Consider the following 20,116-nt stretch of genomic DNA (forward strand, 5'->3'; position numbering starts at 1 on the left):
AACATCAGAATAATTCTTGAGAATAATTGCAAACTTATTTTTGAAAGCCCCCTACCATCTTAAGGAAGGGCAGGAAGGCTATTGATCAGACGAGTAGTCGCGCTTGTCTCTCTCCCCTACACCTCGGTATTCTTGCTAAGCTCCATAGATTTCCCAAAATGACCAGCAGTATTGGTATGAGAAATGTTAATAAAGAAAAGCTCTGAGGTATAGGTATCGATGAAGGTTTGTCAATTTATCAAGACTAACCTGACTCCTAAAGGAGAGGTAGATAAGGCATGAACTACTTACTAAACGTCTTCTCCATCGTAAGAACAGATGTAAGGAATACCACAATTACTACCTCCATAACGGATTCCAGTGTCTATAGAGGCAGAAGCTCCTGTTGTGTTGCACAGAACTTCTTCAGACAATTCAGCTAATAAATGAGTTTGAGTCCCTGATGTGAGACGCAGTACGGGCTGAGTCTGTTGTGGGATAAGATTTTTCTTGTTCATGAGATTTTTCTCTTTCTTTGTCTTTTGTTCGTTGTTTACTTGAACTAATTCGGGTAGGTTTGGATGACGAATTTACTAGTATTTTTAGTATTCGCTTAAGCTTCCTAACCTATATCTTCTCCATCAAAGGAACACCAGATTCCGCTGAGACATGCTGGTACTGGCCCTACACTTTGTAAGGATGCTTGTACTCCTGAATCATTAGAATTTCCCTGGAGAATTTCTTCGGAGAGTTCAGCTAGTTCATTAAAAAGCTGACCAGTACTGATTCGCTCGATTGGTTGATTTTGATGGGGAATAATGTTTTTCCTATTCATGAGATTTCTCTCCTGTTTTGTTCGATTTGACCACTTCTGGTAAGTCACCATTGGGTGGATCTAACCCCTTCTTCTGTTGGAAGAAGCTTGCTAGCAGCTTTGTTGATTGAAGCGAATACGAAGATGCTGTAAAAACTAAAAAACTAAAATGGCATTGGTGTTGAATTCATTTCCCCTTCGGACAATGGCGAATTTCGCCAGCCCAGTTTCACGGGTATATCATACAACCTTCCTACCCCAAACCGAGACCAAAAGTGGCGCATCCCTGGCACAATTACTTTGACTACATTCAAACCAACGTCTGGTCTTGTTTGATCCAATACCAAGGTTTCCAATCCTGCTTGCTGAGCAATTTCCACGCATGTCATAACATCTGTATAAATATCATCGCTCCAACGCTGGGAGTAATCCCCCGCTACTTTCAATGGCGTAGTTTGATCGGGTGCTAAATAGGGTTTATTCTCCAGTGTTGCACTCAACATCCAGTTTTTGAAATCTCCTTGTAACTCACTTAAGGGTATTTTGTCTAACTCTAGACCAATTTGATTTACCTCAGTAACTGCTCGCAAAATTGCAATAGTAGGGTCGAAGTGAGTACCAAATCCGGCAATGATGCGTTCCGAGTCTCCATTAGTACGACGAGATATACCAGCAAAGGTAGGAATCTCCAAGTCTGCGGTCAAATCTAATACCCATAGTTCTCGATGGTTTTTTTGGTAAAAATTTTGTAGTTCCACAAAATAGGGTTCGTCAAAACTTGCCAAGTCCACAGACGGACGTTTGAGACGGTTGTACCACCACAGGGCTACACTATCTCTTTCCACCAACTCCATAAAACCTTGCAAAATTGCTTCTTCCAGGGTATTGCCTGCTGCATTGCCGTTGGAGTCAGCACGACAAAAATGATGGTCTTTGGAAGAGGGATAGTCGTAATAGCAAAACGCCGTAGGTAAATATTTGTGAGTCTGTTCTGTCAGCGACCATACAGGTGTCCAGTCAATTATTTGACTAGCATCAAATCGCTGGGGAATCCAATCATGAACAACGGTAGATATAGCATTCAAATTTTCCCGATTTGCATATTGATAATCACTAAATAGCAAACAGTTATCAGGATGAATTGCTCTGTCCCCCAGTTCTGCCAAGGTAGACAAAATACGAGGTTCATCCCCCTGGTAAATACCAGAATAACGTTCCACCGCTTCGCAAAAACCGCTAGTTCGGGATTGGCTGTCAGTTTTACCTTTACCTGAACTTTTATGGCGCAGACTATGGCGTAACCCCCTTAAAGAAGTTGCACTACCAAAGCTATGTCCAGCTCGATAAGTATGTACCAATGGATTCGATGGATCGGAAATACGCACTAACTCAGTAACGATTCCCGTTAGGGGACTAATTAAATGTTGGTGGGACTGAAGTGTTTGCTCCGGTGTATAGGTGCGGTGACCTCCGTCCCAGATGAAATGCTTATTTTGTGGTTGCAAAGTTATCGGTTGAAAACCTCGCTCACGTAACAGTTGGGGATTGCCGCAGGTGGGACATTGGGGACGATGCGATAGGATATGAGTTTGTAGTTCTTGGGTCACGAAGTTAAAGGTAACAATTTTTGCCTCCAATGTCGAGAAAGATACAGGATTTTGGGGAGTTCCTTCAGCGCTTGCTGTTTTTATCTGTTGTTTGACCAACCACTTAGCAATTTCTGTAACAGCGAATTGCAATCCCATTTGTAGGGATGAGGGCAGCGTTGCTCGTGCTGTTGGCAAGCACCCAATCACATCACCCCGATTTTCGAGACAGTAAGAATCGTCAGGTAAATTTTGTTTCTGCTTCTGTCGTAATATGGAAGTTTCAATCTCTCGGTTGCCACGCAAGCGCTGTGCCAGACAGTCCCAACAGCCAGTTTCTCCCGGTATAAAAATTGGCCCTACCCAAAACATATTGCCGACAGGTTTTACTAACAACCAAGGTTGCTCAATCTCCAATGCTTGCCGATTAATCTCAGCTAATTGGGGCTGTAAATAATCATCGGTTAGCACTACCTGAAAAGTGGAAGAGGTAGTTGATTGATCATTTTCATTTGGAGATTGGACGTTAAGCCCCATATCCTTCATTACTATTGCCAAGGAGGCTGTTGTCTTTTCTCCTATCCCCTCACCTACCGCCATTAAAGTGACTGCTTTTTCCAACGCCCGAATTACTATACTTGGCACGACACCCAAAGCACTCCAAAAGGCAGCAACTTCCTGTGACAAATCAACCGTTGCTTCAGTTAAGTAGCCTTTTTCATAAAGGCGATCAAGTACATAATCAATATGTTCTCGTTCTACTAAACCATTTAATTTTCGGTAAATGTCGTCCAAGTGATGTTTCCCATCTAAAAGCGGCAGAATCTGGCAATATAGACGACCCGTAAGAGCATGGGCTGATTGCTCATCGAGCAAATATACGTGCTTTGGCTCGACAACTTCGACACGATAGTGGGGTTGGATCTGAGGAATTTTTGCAGATTTCATAATGCTTGCAGGTGAAATGAGATATCGAAATTGGGCTTTCTCCGATAGCAAAGTTTGTTACCTATTGTGCTTCATCTTCATAGGAGCAACGACCAGCTTGCCACAGAAAAAGAGACGAACAGGTTTCTGATGTTAATTGTCCGGGAGAAATTCCTGCCTTCGTGCAAAGTATCTCTTCAGATAATTCAGTCAGTAGATCAGTTTGAGTACCTAAAGTCAGGCGTACTACAGGAGGAGTTTGTTGGGGGTTAATGTTTTTTCTGTTCATGGTAGTATGTCTAGTCTTTACTGTGTGATGGGATTGATTGTGTTACTTAAACCCAAATCCGACCTCTACGGAAGGGTTTTTGAAGGATTTTATTCAGAGGTTTTTTAGTAGCATTAGTGGCATGTTGTCTCATAACAGTGACCCAAGCGTAATAATAGTCTTCTGAGGAACCTTTGGATGGGGTAGAGGGCTGAGCAACTGGAAAATGATTGTACGTTGGTTTTTGATAGGTTGTCATGATGTCTTGTTGCTTGTCGCTATGAGTAGTTTTTTTGCTGGCTTTAGCATGCTCAACTCTGTAACCCTAATTTGTCAATCTGGGGGAAGTCAATTCCTAAAAGCCTTTGACAGTTTTACTTTTCAACTTTTGGTTATAAGTTTTAGTTCTGTCAGAAAAGAAAGGCTCAAAGCTTGATTAAATTAAAGTTTCAGAGTTGCGCTTTGAGATAAGCCATAATTATTCAACGGTTTTGCATTTATGCTTCAGACGATTATGCCCTATCTCCATTTTGATGCCATAGATGATGTCATAATCTGTTTGTAACTGCGATACTGAAATGCTGCTGGGTCGTTATAGTTTGCACCGTGGAGCAAATCCAAAAGAATGCTGATTTTGTCTTCATCGCGGCCCTTTTCCAAGTCTACAGATGAAGCAGGTTGGATAAAATGGGGACGCTTGACCGGAGGGGAAAGAGAAGGGAGTCTCATAGGTTCTCCTAATTAATTTTCCAGATCAATAAGGTGATGACCAAGACCGAGGTTCACCCAAAGTAATCGGCAGTAAGTCGCTCACATCAATTGTGAAACGGTATACTTTCTTAGCACGACGACTGTTTTCGGGGTCGAAGAACTTCAGCTTGACATCCCAGCAGTCACTATCGAGACGGCAGAAAGGACTTTTCTCAACTGTAATGCTGTCAAGCTCCATTTCTTCTGCGATTGCATTCCTAACGATATAAGCAGCTTGGAAGACATTTGTGACTGCAAAGTTGAGCGCTCGATCTTGAGAAGTTGTTCCTAAATTGCGTAAATCGTAGTACACCCGGTTGAGAAAGCTCTCAAGGGTACGACGTACATTGTCTTCATCAGATGCTTCAGTTTCTGCTGTTACCGTCCTAAGTGCCTGTGTAACCAACGTATTGACTTTCCAGCCATACAAACCCCTAGTATTTTGCGGTTCAATGACGGGTACTTCCTGTCCTGAAAAGAGCTTGACAGTGCGTCCAGTTAAAAGACCAGGGACACTGATGCGTTCAACATATTCTTCATTGTCCTCGGCTTGAATTTGTCCTGAGAGTAATTCCTGGAGAACCTGATAGATTTCGCGGGCAAAGGGGCCTTTCGGTTCGATCGCATAAACTGGTGTTAGTTCTATATTTAACGTCCAGATAAGAGAGCGTGCTTCTGAAAGATTGCCCGCTAAATAATCTACCATTTGACGGGCATCGAAAGGATTGGACGGAACCATCGTTCCAGCGAAACTAGCGGGGGGCATTAGTTGCTTGAATGAATCCCGACGAGCTTCGCTGCCGAAGTCATAGCCAAGGACTCCCAAAGCATAAACAAGCTGACCTGCAGTAGCCAGTTCGTTAGGAGCTTGACTGGCGGTTATAAAATTAGACGTTTGATTTGGCATAATTGATGATTGATTTGACATAATAGATGAGCGAATGTAGTTTTGCTGGTTCTGCCCATTCCCAGAACCAGCGATTCTGGGAGAGTTGAAAACAGGGACTGCACTAGAATCTGCTGTCACAGATAAGGTTCTAGACCCATCAACTGTGCTTGGGTTAATACCATCTCCTGCATTAGCATCTTCAGTTGCAGATGGCAATTTATCTTGTCCTGTCTCTGCTTTTGTAGATTTTTCAGGAGTAGCACGACAACCACATCCTGCGGCTTCTACATATCCTGCTAACGCCAATTCTTCAGACATATTTGCTCCTATCAATAAGGTTAATGCTCCAGAAATATTGAGCTTTCCAGCCAAACATCGTTGTGCTATCTCCGGTAAATCTGGTTCGCAAGGTAAGGCACTTTGCAACAATAATTTGCGAATCTTATGTGGGTCTGGGGCTTCTCCTCTTTTTATCTGGAGACTCAGCAATAGAGCTGCAATTCCAGAAACAATAGGGGTGGCAAAGCTAGTACCGGAAAGACTTATCGTGCCTCCTCCCGGTTGTGCGCCTAAAATATTTTCTCCAGGAGCAAGTAACCCTTGTGCTTGATAGGCTTCACCCCAGTTGCTAAAGTCGAGTGGCTTTCCTTTGGTATCCATTGCCCCTACTGCCAGTACTGTCGGCAGAGATGCGGGTACGTGCAAACAGTTGCAACCGTCATTGCCAGCTGCTGCCACGATCAGGACATTGTTGGCTTTACACAGATTTACTGCATTTTCCAACCAAGCTTCAGCTTCACCAAAATCAGTTAGTTGTCCACCGCTAATGTTAATCACATTAGCTCCGGCATTAACTGCTTGCTCGATGGCTCTGGCTAAATCTAGCTGAGATACCTTGAGCCGATCATCCGAAAATATGGGAACGATTAGACCTTTGCATCGTGGAGCAATACCCTCAACTGAAGAACCCGGTTGACCAAAAATCACACTGGTGACATGAGTACCATGTGTAGACATACTGCCCTGGTTGGAAGATTTTCCTTGTACTAAGGTTGAGAGACGAGTTAGATTCGCATCTTGGAAGCAAGAATGACTCATGTCTACCAGTCCATCAAGAATCGCAATACAGATTTCGGGGCAACCCTGGTTATACAACTTTTCTATTGACAATCTGTTGAATATGGATAAATCAGTCATAGGTTATCCATATAAATATGACAGGTAAATAGGTGTTGCATAAAGGCGAGATGAATGAACTAAATTGAGGCATTTGTCTATATTCGGAATAATGAAGTATTAAGAATTTAATCTTGAAGAATATTTATTTATCTAAAACTATCACAGGTCTTATTGCATAACCGTGTGAGATTCAAAAAAGGAAGAATGTACATATAATTTTTCTAAAATGGTAATGATGATTACTATTATGCAATATACAAATATTCTCATTGGTAATACAACTATATTTCGAGCAAAATCAGGTGGAAGTAGTAATAATAGTGAGATATACTGTATAAGGTTTTACAGATATTTCGCGTAAAATTACAAAATTATACCTATCTCAGATTAATCCTATAATCACAGTTGATTTTCTTCCAGATGCACCAATCAAAATGCTAACTCTGTTGTCTGTTAGCAAATGCAAAGGTTTCTAAACAGTATTGATTATCTATGCTATGCACTATCATTCATTTCTCCTTCTGACCTTGGTGCAGTAGATGTTTATAATTGCATATACCTTGCAGCATAGCATCGGCAGAAATATGATATTTCCTTCGTCCTAGAGAGTGAGCTATGATTCTTACAGTCTTTTAAGTCTTTTAAGACAAGAATGCAAAAATTATTCAAATGGAATTTTTTCCATTTTGTTGAAGCTTACTGAAGCCGACACTATAGGAATAGTGATGTATTTAACTGCTAGTCTTTGAATTTTATTTGAAACTATTAGGACTTACGCATGAAAACGAAAAATCAAGGGTTTTGGCAAGGGTACAGGGGTATAGGGGTGTAGGGGTGTAAAAGCGCTAAACCTATACCCCTATACCCTTACACCCTTACACCCTGTCTCGACAGATAACTTCAGTGCGTAAGTCCTGACTATATTAGAACACACTTGAGAATTATATTAGCACTATTATCAATTTTCTGATAAGAATTTACTATAAAAATATCTAATTCAAACATCTTATCTTGCTGTGTCTTTAATTATTGATTATTTAGAAAATTTGTCTATACTTTACTTCATCTGCTTACTACTATTGTTATTGCATACTAGTTGAAGTACATATACATTTTAGCTATCATTCCCATTTGATTACTCTATTATTTAAATCAATGTTTACTCAGTTTAGACAAATTAAGTATAACCTGAGTTCGGGATAAGGAAAGGGACAGGTAGTAAGCTGAAAATAACGTAAAATCAGCAACCTGTCCTATGTACAGTTTAGAAGCTTTGTTTTGTCATGTAGATGATTTCTGCCAAGAATTTGAACAGGTATGGTACAAAAAGCTATTGATTCATGGAGGAATCAAACGTCATAGAGAGAAAAGCTTATGTTTAAGTGAAATCATGACAATTCTGATTGCTTTTCATCAAAATCACTACAGGGATTTTAAGTATTTCTATCTGAACCATGTCAAACAATACTGGAATAGTGCATTTCCAGGTTTGCCAAGTTATCAAAGATTTATTGAATGGCTACCATCTACCTTGATACCCTTATGCGTGTATTTGAAGCATTGTTTTGGTAGGTGTACGGGTATCGGTTTTATTGATTCAACTAGCCTGAAAGTCTGTCATAATCGTCGGATTTCACGGCATCGGGTATTTAAAGACTTAGCCAGTCGTGGCAAGACTTCGGTTGATTGGTTTTTTGGTTTTAAGTTGCATCTTGTCGTTAATGAGTTTGGTCAACTGTTAAATGTGGCTCTGACTCCTGGTAATGTTGATGACCGCCAACCTGTACATGATTTACTTAGTGGTCTGTTTGGTAAAATCTTTGCTGATAGAGGTTATGTCTCTCAAAAACTGGCAACTCAACTTTTAAATGACTTTGGCATTGAATTTTTTGCCAAGCCTCGTCGCAATATGAAGAATAAGTTGATGCGTCTTCATGACAAACTTTTGTCTCGTAAACGCTCCATTATTGAGACTATTAATGACCAACTCAAGAATATTTCTCAAATTGAGCATTCAAGACACCGTAGTCCCGTTAATTTTTGCGTCAACGTTTTGTGCGGATTAATTGCTTATTGTCATCAACCTAAGAAGCCTAGCCTTCATCTGGACTGGGTTTTACCTTCTTATCTTTAACCCGAACTCAGGTTAAGTATAAGTAAACTTGCCTTCTTTATCCTCATAGATGCAAGAGTAATTAACTCATGCACTTGGGAGATAAATTGCTATATAGATAACATAAGTAAATAAGAGAATACTATTGATCTGCGATCGCTAGCCCAGGAACCACCCAAGGAAAACGCCCAAGAATGTCTCAGGCTGATGGGTATTGCACTCGGTAATCTGGCAACGGCGATGAACAAAACCCAAGCCTTGCAAGCTGCGGCTGTGCTGTTGGGGAGTGAGCCTACACCAATTGCGATCGCATATCGTGCTGAACAATTGCAACTGCTACCCCAAGCTGTGAGCGATATTCGGGCTGTGCTTGCCAAGGCTGGGTGTACATGGCAGGAATATTTGGATGTAGCACGAGAATACGAAGTCATCGAACAGTACTACTTAGCCCAGTTGACCCCACAAGAGGTAGAGCTAATCACCGCCTTAGAGAAGGCCGCACAACCCAAAATCATAGGTGTCGGTTCTATCGTAGCCCATGCTGATATCTACAGTGCTTTATACAACACCAGAGGTGAAGTTATAGAAGACCTGGGTGATGAAGTTTGGGTGGCTTGGGATCACTGGAAAGACAGAACTGAAAAATCATTCCGACATTCTAAGGACGAGTTACGCCTGTTGTCTGACTAACGACTAATTAATAGCTCAAGCATTAAATCAATGCGGCCTTACTCAAGTGCTGCCGATATTTTCATGCGTCAAAAATTGGAGTCATTATGAAATTCATCACATCATCTGAATCCACTGATAGTCCATTTGACCAAATCAAAAAATTGATGAACAGGGTAATGAGTATTGGTTGGCAACTGAATTGTTAGCCTTGTTGGGTTACAAAACTTGGAAACGAATTAGGGACACCGTTGAAAGAGCAAAAATCAGTGCCAAAAATTCAGGCTTAGATCCATCTCACCATCTGGTCGATGTCGTCCAAATGGCGCAAATTGGCACATCCCAGGCATTTCGAGAAGTGCTGGAAAATTACAAGCTCTCACGACACGGTTGTTATTTGGTGGCGATGAATGGCGACCCGCGTAAACCAGAGATAGCCGCAGCGCAGAATTACTTCGCTTTTAAAACCCGTGAGGCAGAGTTAGCCCCGCAGTCTCAAGAGTTATTGTCACAACTGTTAGAAAAAATTGAACAGCAGAACAAGGTAATTGAAGCACAAGGTCAGGCGATCGCTCAGTTACAAGCGCAAGTCCAAAGCCTGCTACCCCCATCAGCCGACTTCATACCCCCTGGTTGGGATGCCGAGGTTTGGAAGCAGTTGCCTCCACAAGATAAGCGTCATTTCCGCTTTCTGTTCCGTCGCCACAACTTTCGTCCCTCCCAGCAAGGTCAAACTGAGCCGTTAGCCTTGCCTAGCATCACCGTTGAGCAGATGAAAGAACAGCAACGGGCTGAGGTAGCGCAGTTAGTCGGTGAAGTATCCCCCGAACACAAACGAGAAGTTCAGTTAGCCAAACAAGAGATATTGAGGCAGTTTTGGTCACAAGCGCCAGATGAAGATGTGCCGTTTTAAATTTACCAATTTCTGCAAACATATATAGAAGGTGAGATATGAGCAGTATTGCATCTACTGATAAATTCTCTGTCCTGGTCATTCTGCGCCGGGAATATCTTGATATCACGAATAACTACTGCGCCGCCAAGCTGATTGAGTATTTCCGCCATTGGACAAAGTGGAAGCTCAAAAATCACCGGACACCTTGGATTTACCAGCCACTCAAGCGGATTTACGCTGACCTGATGAGGGAGCATAGTCTTCATGTCATCCGAAGTGCGATCGCTCGGCTTGAAGAAATGGGGATTATCGAGAAGCAGAAAAATCCGGGTAACGGACAGGATAGGACTTGGCAGTATAAATTAAACTTTAATGTACTCAATGGGTTATTAGGATATCGCAAGTGCAAAACTGAACGTTCGGGATTCAATGCAGAACAACACCACAGAAACCAACCAGAAGCTTCAAAACCACAACAACACACTGCTGTTGAGCCTCCTAAAAGTGAGGAAGTGGAAAACGAGAATTTGGAGTGTGACCAGGAAGAGTCGAGCCAAGCCCCAGAACCAGAGTTACCCCAGATTACTCACTACGTTGATGAACCAGAACAAGATGACTCGACTAACGAGATAGACCATCATGAGGGTCATTCTTCCGCCGCCCCGGTTGGGTCAAATTTTTGCGATGAAGACTCTGGTGATAATGATTACGCCGAACCTGTAGAAAAATCAGTACAACCGAGTCAGGAGGAGGTTCAGGAGGTATTGCAGCAGTTACGAGAGATTCCTTGTACGCCACAGTTTCGGTTAAACGGGGAGATTCAGCGCACGGTTAGGCGGTACTGGGGGAATGTGCCGGGTGCGATCGCCTATCTCAAAGAGGCAGTACGGACTTGGAAGGGGGTTAAGTCACCAGAGGCGGTGTTTGTTGCTGCTTGTAAGGAGGGACGGAAGCCGGAGGTGCAGCAGGCTAAGTCTGATGCGATCGCGTGGTTTGAGTGGGCGTACAAGCAGAGGATCGTGATTGCGATGTCGGGGGAGGTTGTGTACACGCCGGATGGTGAAGCTGTAGCGTTGGCGGAGATGATGCGGCGGTATCCAGTGGATAAATTGGATGCTAATGGGTGATATGGATTGCTTAGAGCGATTATTGCTTAAATTTAGTTTTTAAGTTCTGAATTTACCCATAAAAACCTCAGATTAACACCGAGCAGGATCATGTTTCCCAAAAACCGCTTTCTTCTTCCCGCCCAAAATCATGTAAACAAATCAGAAATATTCACTTATAATTGTCAAAAAATGTTGACACGCATCTATCTTTAGGGATAAATTTGGGAGCAAAAATCATATAGCTCTCAGAAAAATAACGCTATGAACAGTATTTTTAAACCTACACCTCCGGCTAAACCTCAGTATAATTACATATCTGCTCCGGCTCACCCAACTACAATAGGCTTTTGTGATCAAGGAACTTATACAGAAATATACCAACCTGAAAATCCTTATACAGACACAAATGGCAACAGAAAAGTAGTTATTTACTTACACGGTTTTTGCCTTGGGCCGTCGCAAGTTTATTGCACTCACATTCAGCACTTAGTACAACAAGGTTATTACGTCATTTATCCTAATTATCAGGTAGGGTTTTGTCAATTTCCATCTGATAAAATTACATCAATTAAGGATCTTATTAGAGCAGCTCTATCGCCCTATCCCCTGAGTTCGCAAACTTGGCTAAAGAATGCCGTAAAAATGACGGCTCAAGCTTACCAAACAGCAAAGTTACCAAAAACCAACGTAGATACTTTCTTGTTTGGGCATTCTTTGGGAGGACTGTTTGCTCTGTCCTGGCAAACATACATTCAAGGTACTGAAGTCCCCAACATTCAACCAAAGCAAATTGTTGTTGCCGATCCTGTGCCAAGTTCCTACTCTAATATTCCTGCTTATATTCAGAACATCATTAGATGTTTAGGAGGTTTGAGGGATGAAATTAAAATTCAAGATACCGGCAAACATATCACTATACCTGTAGCGATTCTGCACGGAAAGGATGATCAGATTGTCCCTTGTGAAGATTGGGTAGAAAATTTTCCATATATACATAGTCAACAAAAAACCATGTACCTTTCTTCTAGTGATAATCATGGTTCACCAGCTATGTATGCTAATCACGAACAAGCAACAATTGATACAAGCTTTATATGTAACTGTGTAGCTAATATATTTTTCAATGGAGTGGGAACAGAAGACAATTTAGACTGGCGCTATATTTGGTATGCTCTTGATAGCGCGATCGCAGGCAAGCCAGTAGATAAATTAACTTTTGACATGGGTAAGTGGTCGGATGGACAAGATGTCAACAAAATAAAAATTTATTTACCGTAAGTTAATGTCATACCTCCTCTTGTACTGCAAAGGTTTCTTCTGACAATTGTGTTGGGAGCAGTTCTAATTACTGTGCGTCGCCTGATAGCACTTTAGTTGCATTCCTGCTACCAGCGCTCACGCGACCCCAACAGTTTCATTGAAAGACGGCACTACTGAAATAATCCCGTCAGCATCATCAGCACCAAAAACCCCATCCCATCACTGATTGTGATTGCGATGTCAGGTGAGGTTGTGTATACGCGCTTGGGGTGAGGCGGTGGCGTTGGCCGAGATGATGCGGCGGTTTCCAGTGGGGGAGTAGGGTTGTATATCTGTTCAAAATTTTGCTAAATGGTCGGGTGAAGCATTGTTTACCGCCTTTGGCATCGCCAAATGCAGAAGGTAATGCTAAGGCGGATGCAAAAACTTAAAGTAGCTAGCTGATGAAACTAGCTTAAATTCAAAAAAGCATTTACTTATTCTCTGTCAAAATCGGTAAAATCTATAACAGACGATTCACCTGCCAAGACAGAGGTATCTCGTAGTACCCCCCTATTTGGTGTACATACATGATATAGTTTTCTCTGTGGATCAAAGAGAATTGCTATCACTGGTTCGTTATTAAATGATGTGAACTCACCTACTTCAGCTTCATATTGCTTACCATCATGTCGCCATTTCAGCATTCTGATACGACGCTCAGAGAACTCTACACCTCGCCCTTTGCCAAGGTTTAACTTGATAGACTCATAAACATTTTGTTCGGATTCGAGTGAATTAGCACCGGGAATAAAAAATTTCATATTTACTAAATATTTTGTAGTCAAAATCTTCTATATTGTAATTGATTATAATAGTCTAGCTAGATACTGTATAGTGACAGATACTCTGAAATTACCTTTTAAAAGACGACTCAATCCATCCACAAGCTCACCGAACAGCAAAGATATCGTTGAGGGTAAAACCGAGACTTGACAAACTTTTGTGAAGTAGCTATTTGTTAAATACAATAACTTTAGTAGATACCTTTACTATTTTTCTCACGTTAAAACGATAGTGGAATTGAGGCAATAGTATTACCTAATTCCTTTGGTTCTAGCTTATATAATCAACCCCCATACACGCGACCCTCACCTATCAGCATTTCATCGGAAATTTGATTCAAATCCTACCATACTAACTTTAGTAATTACGAATTTTGTGCCAGTGCTTTAGTCAAAATAGATTTGGAATACAAGATTAAATAAACGTTTGCGCTGGTTTACATCCATAAATTCGTTAATGAGTAAATCTATTTTTTCACCTTGTTGCCATTTCACCTAGACAGCTATGAAAGATTGTCCACTTGCTGTACTGCAATCATGGTGATAGGTTCTGGGCGGCGCTGTCATACGCCATGCCGGACTGGAGAATGCGGAAGGCTCAACTGGACTGGAATCGTGGGAGGCGCGGGGGTGAGTGGGGATAGAGTCAGTGGAGCGACAGCGATCGCATCTTCCGTTAATACTAGCTATTAATCAGTCGCATATCTTAACAGCCGTTCCCATTCCCAACGCCACGCAGTATCTACCGTGATTTCTTTCCCATTGGTAAATTTGATAAACTCTGTGCCATTGTCATAAGACACATCAGCAACAAGCTGATTACGTACATCATACCCCCACATAGATGCTGCTGCATTCCACCACTTTTGTCCAGGTGACTCTAGATTTGGCAATTCCAGGTATTCATCACGCCATGCCGTTGGCTTCCATTGTTCCTGTAAAGCACGAATCAAAATTGCATTGGGGTAAACTTGTTTTTCATTTTTCTGCAACCACAGGGCATAGTCGATTGTGCTTCTAAACGCATCTTCTAGCCCACAAGTGCAACCTTCTAGGGCTTCAGATACTTGCTCAAGAGAAAAGTTTACGCCAATAGTAACTAATGCCCGTTCGTATTTTTTGAAAAGTTCGTATTCTACTGAATCTTGTTCCCAAAACCAAAACCTTGTCATATCTGCTAAAAGAATAGTTGGCAAAGTCAACTGATTAGATTGTAGCAAGTGCAGGGTTTGCGTAGGTGAACTACTGCGTAGGCGCAAGCCAAGTCATCGACATCGCGCTTCGTCATCGTCACAGTATTTGAATTAGCTTGATGAATGCGGTAAGCTCTTGTAATTAACCAGCCATTTACCAGTTTCATCAGTATTATGGGTCAGGGTCGATATTCAGATAACTGGAAACAAATAGCCACAGCATTGAAAGCGGCTTCCAACTGGCGCTGTACTAAGTGCGGTAGAGCCTGCTTACGCCCTGGTGAAAAACCTACTGAATTAACTTTTTCTGAGCGCAAAGCCTACACATTGCAAGTACATCATTGGAACAGAGATCCGTCTGATAATCGCGTAGAGAACTTGGTTTGTCTGTGTAGTGGTTGTCATCTATCTTATCACCGCTTTGGTAGAGGTAATGTGTCTCCTGGGCAGTTGTCACTGTTTGAAGAGCAGAAAGTTGGCTAATTAACTAACTTGATTGGTTTTGATGGAACCTCAGCCAGCATCAGCCTTCGATTCCGTGGTAGCACATGAGATTGCCCACTGACAGCACCGCAATCATGGTGATGGTTCTGGGCGGCGGTGTCATGCGTGATGCTTCTCCTACACTTTGGACTTGTAGAGAGGCAATGAAAAGGAGTCAGAAGTCAGAATACATCCGTCAGAATACCCCATGTCTGTTCGCGCAGCGTCTCCCCTTCTCCCTTTGGGAGAGGCTGCGCCAAGGGAGAAGTCAGGGGTTTCAATTCCCGGAATACTTTTGTTCTCCTCCACGACTGAAGTCGGGGGCTTTAGACCATGATTCATCCACCAGTCGCACAGAATTCAGAATTGAATTCTGGCGAAGTAGCGCATGTATTCTTCTTCGGTAAATTAGTATTTTGCAATTTCTATAGTTTTTACAGTTTGATAACGAGCAGAGCGAGAAGACCAATCGTAGTTACCACGTATCCAAGAGTGCAACCCCGATATGTATTGTGCCAATATACTGTCTACCTCTTCACCAAAAGATGGGATTGACTTTTCTAAGTCCAACATTTTTTCTACCTCCTGATTGTGCATTTGGGCTACAATTTGCATTGCTTCTGCAAAGGACAAATCTTGATGATGATGCAAAGCAATAACTAAATTGTGGACATCCCCACTCTGTAACTCTTTGGGCGCTGAAAAAATATCATTGCTCCAGCAGATAATTTTATTGGTCATCATTTTTAATTCATCGATAATTTGATTATTCCTAACAAATTCAGGAAGATATAAGTGATTGCAAATTTCGATTAAATCTAAAACTGTTTCAACTGCTCCACTGAGCATATGTATATGAGAACAGGTATCGAGATGAGGCACAATTTCATTGAGACGATTTTTCGCTTCTAATAAAGAGCCTGTAAAATATCTTTCTACAGTACGAATGAAGGTATCAAACAATTCGTGACTCTCAATTTCAAGAATACGCCGTCTAAAATCGACTAAAACATGACTTAGAGCTATATCTTTACTGGTTATTTCTGCACCCTGAAGAATGTGCAAAAATCTGTTTTGAAAAGCTTCTAATACTTTAGGTTGTTTGCTAATTTCGGACATATCACACTGGTCATCCCACAGTAACAACCAGCAAATCCAATCATTGGCAATTTTGAGTTCCTCAAACTGACAAGAGGGATAAGCACTTGCAGCCAAAAAAGAAAATTCTGCTTGACGAAATCGTTTATAATCTGCTTCAGTTTCTAGAACCTTGAAGCGAATAGCCCATTCTATTGAATAATCTTTTAAACTTTCAGAATACTGATTAATCTGTGAAGGAAATGGGCAATACATATCAGGAAGAATTGCCGGAAGCTTTTTTTTATCCATAAATTAAGCCCTACAGGACTTATAGTTAATTTTTGCCATACAAGTAGGGTGAGCATTGCCACCGTATAATAACTTTGCTGGGTCTTATCCACCCAAAAATACTAACTTAAAGATAAAAAACGTATAAAAGTATTGAAAAATTTGTAGTATATTCTTCTTTTATAAAACGAAGTATTAAAAATTTGCTCTAAGAGAATACCTAACTTGGTATGAAGATTTAGCAAAGTTAACTAATTAAAATGGAACAATTGCTTTTTTTGGTGCGGTATTAGCAGCGATTACCTATGGTGGGCGCTTGCGCCATCACTTACATCATCGTAATAGTATTTGAATTACCTTGATGAATGCGGTAAGCTCTTGTAATTAACTAGCCATTTACCAGCTTCATCAGTATTATGAGTCAGGGTCTATACTCAGATAACTGGAAACAAATAGCCACAGCATTGAAAGCGGCTTCCAACTGGCGCTGTACTAAGTGCGGTAGAGCCTGCTTACGCCCTGGTGAAAAACCTACTGAATTAACTTTTTCTGAGCGCAAAGCCTACACATTGCAAGTACATCATTGGAACAGAGATCCGTCTGATAATCGCGTAGAGAACTTGGTTTGTCTGTGTAGCGGCTGCCACTTATCCTATCACCGCTTTGGTAGAGGTAATGTCTCACCTGGGCAATTGTCACTGTTTGAGGAGCAGAAAGTTAGCTAAGTGAGTAATTTGATTGGCTTTGATAGAGTGACCCTCACCCAAACGCAAAAGCCCATACCAGAAATTTACTAGAGTATCGCTGTATGTGTTCCTTTGATATTGTGATTGACCAAGCTAATGAAGCAGATTTAAGGAGGCAGGAGGACGAAGGCAGTCCGGCTTGAGGTAATCCCCATAAATAAATGCGCGGGGATTTGACAAGGACGCAATATTTCTTGTGCTTCGCCGGAGCGAAAAATATATTTTTATCCTGGGCATAAATAAATGCGCGGGGCTTCAAACCCTTTTGGCAGAGGGCAAAAATTATATTTTCTGACTCAAGCCGGACTGCCTCCTGCCCTCTGCCTTTCTTCGGTGAGAGGAATTGTGGAGTTAGCCCAAGCCAATGATCCAGAGCATGGTGGGATCTTGCTAGGTCGTCTTGAAACTGAAGCAGTCAGCACAACAATCTCGCAGATGCCCAGCATAGTTGCCCGCAAAGATCATCAAGTCGTCGGATTTTTACTCACTTGGCCAAAAGCATCAGTACAGATACCAATTATCGCCACAATGTTACAAGTCTACCCTGGCAATAAAGACGCTTATTTGTATGCTCCCATCTGCGTTGAGGAAACGATGCGAGGTCAAGGTATCGCTGCGGCAATGTTTGCTCTCGTTGAAAAACTTGTTGCCGCAGCGTCAAGGGATACTATTTATCAACTATGCTTTTAATAAGTTTTTTGATTTGTTATGCAATCATTATACTAAGCGACCTGCTCTATCTCTGTTGTAGGATAAAACATCATCTTCCTACAAATGACAGCTTTCAGTTCTGGGCAAACTCCCTCACCGAAACACTTCCTGCTTCACAATTTCACGCCCAACTCCCGACACTTCCCCAAAGAATTGGTGAACACATACTGCTTTTCTCCAGTCCGATGAGAAAACCGCAACTACTCGCCGCTTCACTCGTTTGACTGACCAATAAGGGGAAAGGGAAAGTAAAAAGGGGAAGCATTTTATACCTGTCCCCCTTTCCCTCCCTTAAATACCTCATAATCCGGGCAACTATCCCCCTTCACCCCTTCTGGATGAATCCCACAAACCAACATCACACCCCCATACTCCTTGCCGTGATAATTGCAGCATCCCTGGCAAGGCTTAGGAATATCAGGCGATCGCTGAAAAAGCCGCTCAAATTCCTCTGAGGCGTAAATTGTGTGCAGTTCGGTTAACCCCCAGATTTTTAGCCTCAAACCGCCCAACACCAGAGTTATCCCCAGCGCAGTGCTTTTTAGTCCGCTTGCAGTTTTTAATCCGCCTGTAGACGCGGATCTTAACCCGACCGTTATTCCTAACATCACTAGTACAATGCCAGAGGCGACAACGGCACAATACTTGACCTTGGACACAGTATTACTCACCGTACCTCCTAAAATCCGGGCAAATATCCCCCTCCACCCCATGAGGATGAATCCCGCACACCAGCATCACACCTCCGTAACGACCGCCGTGGAAATTTTGGCATCCCCGGCAAGGTTTGGGTATTTCTTTGAGTGGCTGCTGAGATATGCGGCGTACCTCTTGTTCCATGCCAGCGTAGCCAAAATCTAACAGGTTTAAGCCTATGATCAAAAGAGCGAACCCATTAACCAAGCCACTTAGACCTTCTCTCTGAAATCCTAGTAACAGCACTACCGTACCGGTGATGGCACAAATAGCTCCCCCTACCAGCATTACCGCACCCAACATTGCTGTTGTTACGTACAAGAAATATCGAAACTTCCTCACTCGTCCACCCCTCCCAAAATCCCACCAACCAAAGCGCTCCCCAAACACCCCGATAATCCCACCAACATAGCCCCCAAGCAAATGTTCTTACGCGATCGCCAATGGTAACTGCTACTGGTCATTGGACTAGCGTTGGCAGCGATAATCTCGAAACCCCAACAACCCAGTGCGCCAACACCAGAAAAGCAAATACTCAGTGCGAAAGCTAGTGTCACCGGGTACATCATATCTTGCAGTAGTGCGCGTGTTCTGCGGCGTGGCGTTGGGCGCTTACGGAGAATGATTTTGTGATGATCGTACTCAGTTTGATACTCGCGGATGGTTCTTTTTTGTTGCATATATATTCCTAGAAGAAAAAAAGACAGCGTGAACTTTCTGGCAAAGAGCGTGAGGTGCGATCGCTCTTGTTAAATATTTAGGCCATCACCTCATCTGATACTGGAATGTAGTCAGGAATATCACCCGGAAACACCAGAGCATCAAAGCCAAGTTTCCTAAGTTCTCGCGCTTTGTCTATGCAAGTTTGCACCATGTAGTTGCGATATAAGTTGCACTTGCTATCGGCAAATACAACATATAACGATGCACTACCACCTGAAAAGTAATTACAGTTGCTGCTGTTATTCATGATGCGATGCCTCCGGCAACCCCTTTGGGGAACGCTCCAGTGACCTAATCAGTTCCCGAATTACATCAGTCGCTGGCCTACCAGTTGCGCTGCAATAGTCCTTTAATGCCTTTACTTCCGAAGAAGTCAGATTGACTGTGATGCGTTTAGCCGACCATTTTCTGTTCACTATAGTATGTCCTGTGGAAAAGAATTTGATGTTTATTTTTGTGAAAAAAATAGATTCCAGCAGAAGCGTAAACCTCTGCTGAAATCCGAGTTTATATGTTAGTAAGGAGGTTCTTCCCAATAACCCACTTCATCATCAACTTCTGGCAACATGGACTTTAATTTCTCAATAAAATCATGAAATTCATATTCTGTTAGTGACTGCCGACCTTTCTTTCCGTACTGCTGCATGAGAAACTGTTGACCTTGTTGTGAAGTCCAACCCAATTGTTCCACCAATCGTTGTGATTCCATCATCAAAGAGTTGTTGCCACCTCTACTCGTCGCAACATCCCTTTTGTTCTTAAACTGCGCTAACCCTTTCTTCCACCAGTCAGCGATAGAGCCATGCAACACAGAGATATCTTGTGCGATCGCTTTTCTACCAATACAATAATCCTCCCAATTTGAAACTGTGGGCTTTTCAAATCCTTGGCAGACACAAGCATCTGAGGATTGCCCATCCTTTTCACGCTGTTC

Annotated in this window: 23 protein-coding genes and 2 pseudogenes; 9 read left to right on the forward strand and 16 right to left on the reverse strand. The window is 42.2% G+C overall.

Annotated features, from left to right (window positions below):
* Positions 1–290: 290 nt before the first annotated feature.
* The 6 genes from H6G83_RS29445 to H6G83_RS29470 all read right to left on the reverse strand — a co-directional run bounded on the left by H6G83_RS29445 (position 291) and on the right by H6G83_RS29470 (position 6,410).
* Entirely contained in the window at positions 291–497 is a 207-nt protein-coding gene (locus H6G83_RS29445; protein WP_190478713.1) for a DUF5837 family cyanobactin class RiPP, read from the reverse strand.
* A gap of 104 nt (positions 498–601) precedes the next feature.
* Entirely contained in the window at positions 602–814 is a 213-nt protein-coding gene (locus tag H6G83_RS29450; RefSeq protein WP_190478715.1) for a DUF5837 family cyanobactin class RiPP, read from the reverse strand.
* Positions 815–957: 143 nt separating this feature from the next.
* Positions 958–3,327 (reverse strand): TOMM precursor leader peptide-binding protein, encoded by a 2,370-nt coding sequence (locus H6G83_RS29455; RefSeq protein ID WP_190478717.1) that lies wholly within the window; start codon positions 3,325–3,327, stop codon positions 958–960.
* A 61-nt stretch (positions 3,328–3,388) separates the two neighbouring features.
* Complete coding sequence (locus tag H6G83_RS29460; protein ID WP_190478719.1) at positions 3,389–3,595, reverse strand: DUF5837 family cyanobactin class RiPP; 207 nt, start codon at positions 3,593–3,595, stop codon at positions 3,389–3,391.
* A 498-nt stretch (positions 3,596–4,093) separates the two neighbouring features.
* Positions 4,094–4,303, reverse strand: coding sequence for a cyanobactin biosynthesis system PatB/AcyB/McaB family protein (locus H6G83_RS29465; protein ID WP_190478721.1), 210 nt, complete (start codon positions 4,301–4,303; stop codon positions 4,094–4,096).
* A gap of 25 nt (positions 4,304–4,328) precedes the next feature.
* The gene (locus tag H6G83_RS29470; RefSeq protein ID WP_190478724.1) at positions 4,329–6,410 is read right to left on the reverse strand and encodes a S8 family peptidase; all 2,082 of its coding nucleotides are present in this window, start codon (positions 6,408–6,410) and stop codon (positions 4,329–4,331) included.
* A 1,237-nt stretch (positions 6,411–7,647) separates the two neighbouring features.
* Here H6G83_RS29470 and H6G83_RS29475 point away from each other — a divergent pair.
* The 5 genes and pseudogenes from H6G83_RS29475 to H6G83_RS35635 all read left to right on the forward strand — a co-directional run bounded on the left by H6G83_RS29475 (position 7,648) and on the right by H6G83_RS35635 (position 12,456).
* Positions 7,648–8,526 carry an IS982 family transposase gene (locus tag H6G83_RS29475; RefSeq protein ID WP_190478726.1) on the forward strand — a complete coding sequence of 293 codons (879 nt, stop codon included), beginning with the start codon at positions 7,648–7,650 and terminating at the stop codon, positions 8,524–8,526.
* Positions 8,527–8,640: 114 nt separating this feature from the next.
* Positions 8,641–9,195 (forward strand): annotated as a pseudogene (locus tag H6G83_RS29480) (hypothetical protein); the annotation flags it as partial.
* Between the two features lie 169 nt (positions 9,196–9,364).
* Positions 9,365–10,087: a BRO family protein gene (locus tag H6G83_RS29485; RefSeq protein WP_190478728.1), complete on the forward strand. Its 723-nt coding sequence runs from the start codon at positions 9,365–9,367 to the stop codon at positions 10,085–10,087.
* A 38-nt stretch (positions 10,088–10,125) separates the two neighbouring features.
* On the forward strand, positions 10,126–11,196 hold the full coding sequence (locus tag H6G83_RS29490; protein ID WP_190478757.1) for a hypothetical protein: 1,071 nt from the start codon (positions 10,126–10,128) through the stop codon (positions 11,194–11,196).
* A 243-nt stretch (positions 11,197–11,439) separates the two neighbouring features.
* Positions 11,440–12,456, forward strand: coding sequence for an alpha/beta hydrolase (locus H6G83_RS35635; RefSeq protein WP_242044921.1), 1,017 nt, complete (start codon positions 11,440–11,442; stop codon positions 12,454–12,456).
* A 458-nt stretch (positions 12,457–12,914) separates the two neighbouring features.
* Here H6G83_RS35635 and H6G83_RS29500 read toward each other — a convergent pair whose 3' ends face one another.
* Positions 12,915–13,241 (reverse strand): hypothetical protein, encoded by a 327-nt coding sequence (locus H6G83_RS29500; protein WP_190478730.1) that lies wholly within the window; start codon positions 13,239–13,241, stop codon positions 12,915–12,917.
* 542 nt (positions 13,242–13,783) lie between these two features.
* On the opposite strand from H6G83_RS29500, the gene H6G83_RS29505 reads away from it, so the two are divergent.
* Positions 13,784–13,906 (forward strand): M48 family metalloprotease, encoded by a 123-nt coding sequence (locus tag H6G83_RS29505; protein WP_190478732.1) that lies wholly within the window; start codon positions 13,784–13,786, stop codon positions 13,904–13,906.
* A 45-nt stretch (positions 13,907–13,951) separates the two neighbouring features.
* Here the strand turns inward: H6G83_RS29505 and H6G83_RS29510 are convergent, their stop codons facing one another.
* Together H6G83_RS29510 and H6G83_RS29515 are read right to left on the reverse strand one after the other, a co-directional pair.
* A complete protein-coding gene (locus tag H6G83_RS29510; RefSeq protein ID WP_190478734.1) occupies positions 13,952–14,434 on the reverse strand; it encodes a hypothetical protein in 483 nt (160 codons plus the stop codon).
* 26 nt (positions 14,435–14,460) lie between these two features.
* Positions 14,461–14,622 carry a hypothetical protein gene (locus H6G83_RS29515; RefSeq protein ID WP_190478736.1) on the reverse strand — a complete coding sequence of 54 codons (162 nt, stop codon included), beginning with the start codon at positions 14,620–14,622 and terminating at the stop codon, positions 14,461–14,463.
* A 7-nt stretch (positions 14,623–14,629) separates the two neighbouring features.
* Between H6G83_RS29515 and H6G83_RS29520 the strand changes: the two genes are divergently transcribed.
* The gene (locus tag H6G83_RS29520) at positions 14,630–14,938 is read left to right on the forward strand and encodes an HNH endonuclease (RefSeq protein WP_190478738.1); all 309 of its coding nucleotides are present in this window, start codon (positions 14,630–14,632) and stop codon (positions 14,936–14,938) included.
* A 408-nt stretch (positions 14,939–15,346) separates the two neighbouring features.
* Here the strand turns inward: H6G83_RS29520 and H6G83_RS29525 are convergent, their stop codons facing one another.
* Positions 15,347–16,327, reverse strand: a complete 981-nt coding sequence (locus H6G83_RS29525) for a terpene synthase family protein (protein ID WP_190478740.1) — start codon at positions 16,325–16,327, stop codon at positions 15,347–15,349.
* Between the two features lie 395 nt (positions 16,328–16,722).
* Here H6G83_RS29525 and H6G83_RS29530 point away from each other — a divergent pair, with 395 nt between their 5' ends.
* Positions 16,723–17,031, forward strand: coding sequence for an HNH endonuclease (locus H6G83_RS29530; protein WP_190478742.1), 309 nt, complete (start codon positions 16,723–16,725; stop codon positions 17,029–17,031).
* Between the two features lie 264 nt (positions 17,032–17,295).
* Positions 17,296–17,742: a GNAT family N-acetyltransferase gene (locus tag H6G83_RS29535; RefSeq protein WP_190478744.1), complete on the forward strand. Its 447-nt coding sequence runs from the start codon at positions 17,296–17,298 to the stop codon at positions 17,740–17,742.
* 287 nt (positions 17,743–18,029) lie between these two features.
* On the opposite strand, the gene H6G83_RS29540 is transcribed toward H6G83_RS29535, so the two are convergent.
* From H6G83_RS29540 to H6G83_RS29560, 6 genes and pseudogenes are all read right to left on the reverse strand, one after another.
* Positions 18,030–18,422, reverse strand: a complete 393-nt coding sequence (locus H6G83_RS29540) for a hypothetical protein (RefSeq protein ID WP_190478759.1) — start codon at positions 18,420–18,422, stop codon at positions 18,030–18,032.
* 4 nt (positions 18,423–18,426) lie between these two features.
* Positions 18,427–18,801 (reverse strand): hypothetical protein, encoded by a 375-nt coding sequence (locus H6G83_RS29545; protein ID WP_190478745.1) that lies wholly within the window; start codon positions 18,799–18,801, stop codon positions 18,427–18,429.
* Positions 18,798–19,139 (reverse strand): hypothetical protein, encoded by a 342-nt coding sequence (locus H6G83_RS29550; RefSeq protein ID WP_190478747.1) that lies wholly within the window; start codon positions 19,137–19,139, stop codon positions 18,798–18,800. The genes H6G83_RS29545 and H6G83_RS29550 overlap by 4 nt, the downstream gene beginning before the upstream one ends.
* 77 nt (positions 19,140–19,216) lie before the next feature.
* Positions 19,217–19,429: a metallophosphoesterase gene (locus H6G83_RS29555; RefSeq protein ID WP_190478749.1), complete on the reverse strand. Its 213-nt coding sequence runs from the start codon at positions 19,427–19,429 to the stop codon at positions 19,217–19,219.
* Positions 19,422–19,601: a CopG family transcriptional regulator gene (locus H6G83_RS36300; protein ID WP_390823107.1), complete on the reverse strand. Its 180-nt coding sequence runs from the start codon at positions 19,599–19,601 to the stop codon at positions 19,422–19,424. Before H6G83_RS36300 ends, H6G83_RS29555 begins: the two co-directional genes overlap by 8 nt.
* Before the next feature lie 95 nt (positions 19,602–19,696).
* Positions 19,697–20,116: pseudogene (locus tag H6G83_RS29560) on the reverse strand (hypothetical protein); the annotation flags it as partial.

This window comes from Anabaena azotica FACHB-119, from assembly GCF_014697625.1.
Classification (GTDB): domain Bacteria; phylum Cyanobacteriota; class Cyanobacteriia; order Cyanobacteriales; family Nostocaceae; genus Trichormus; species Trichormus azoticus_A.